The sequence below is a fragment of the Methylobacterium organophilum genome, from assembly GCF_022179465.1.
GTDB classification, from domain to species: Bacteria; Pseudomonadota; Alphaproteobacteria; order Rhizobiales; family Beijerinckiaceae; genus Methylobacterium; species Methylobacterium organophilum.
In genome coordinates, this window is record NZ_BPQV01000064.1 from 1 (window position 1) to 248 (window position 248).

Here is a 248-nt window from a genome sequence, read left to right on the forward strand (position 1 = left end):
CCGCACACCATGGGCACGCAGAAGAAGGTGGAGGCCGGGGTGTTGGCCCGCACGGGCATCAGGGGCATGTGGTGGCTTCCCCGGGTGTCCCCCGCCACGTAGGGGGCGAGGGCGAAGACGGGGCCGAACTCCTCCGTGGCGGGGAAGATCTTCTGGGTGCGGACGATGGCCACGGGGTCGTCCTTGCCCACGTAGCGCCCGGCGATGTTCCTCAGGCGCGTGGTGCTCACCACGGCGGCCTGCTCCCC

The 248-nt window shown here is 71.4% G+C and carries 1 protein-coding gene; it reads right to left on the bottom strand.

Annotated elements, in window-relative coordinates:
* On the bottom strand, nucleotides 1-248 hold a 248-nt coding region (locus tag MFF21_RS23810), incomplete at both ends, for a fructose 1,6-bisphosphatase (RefSeq protein WP_238315058.1).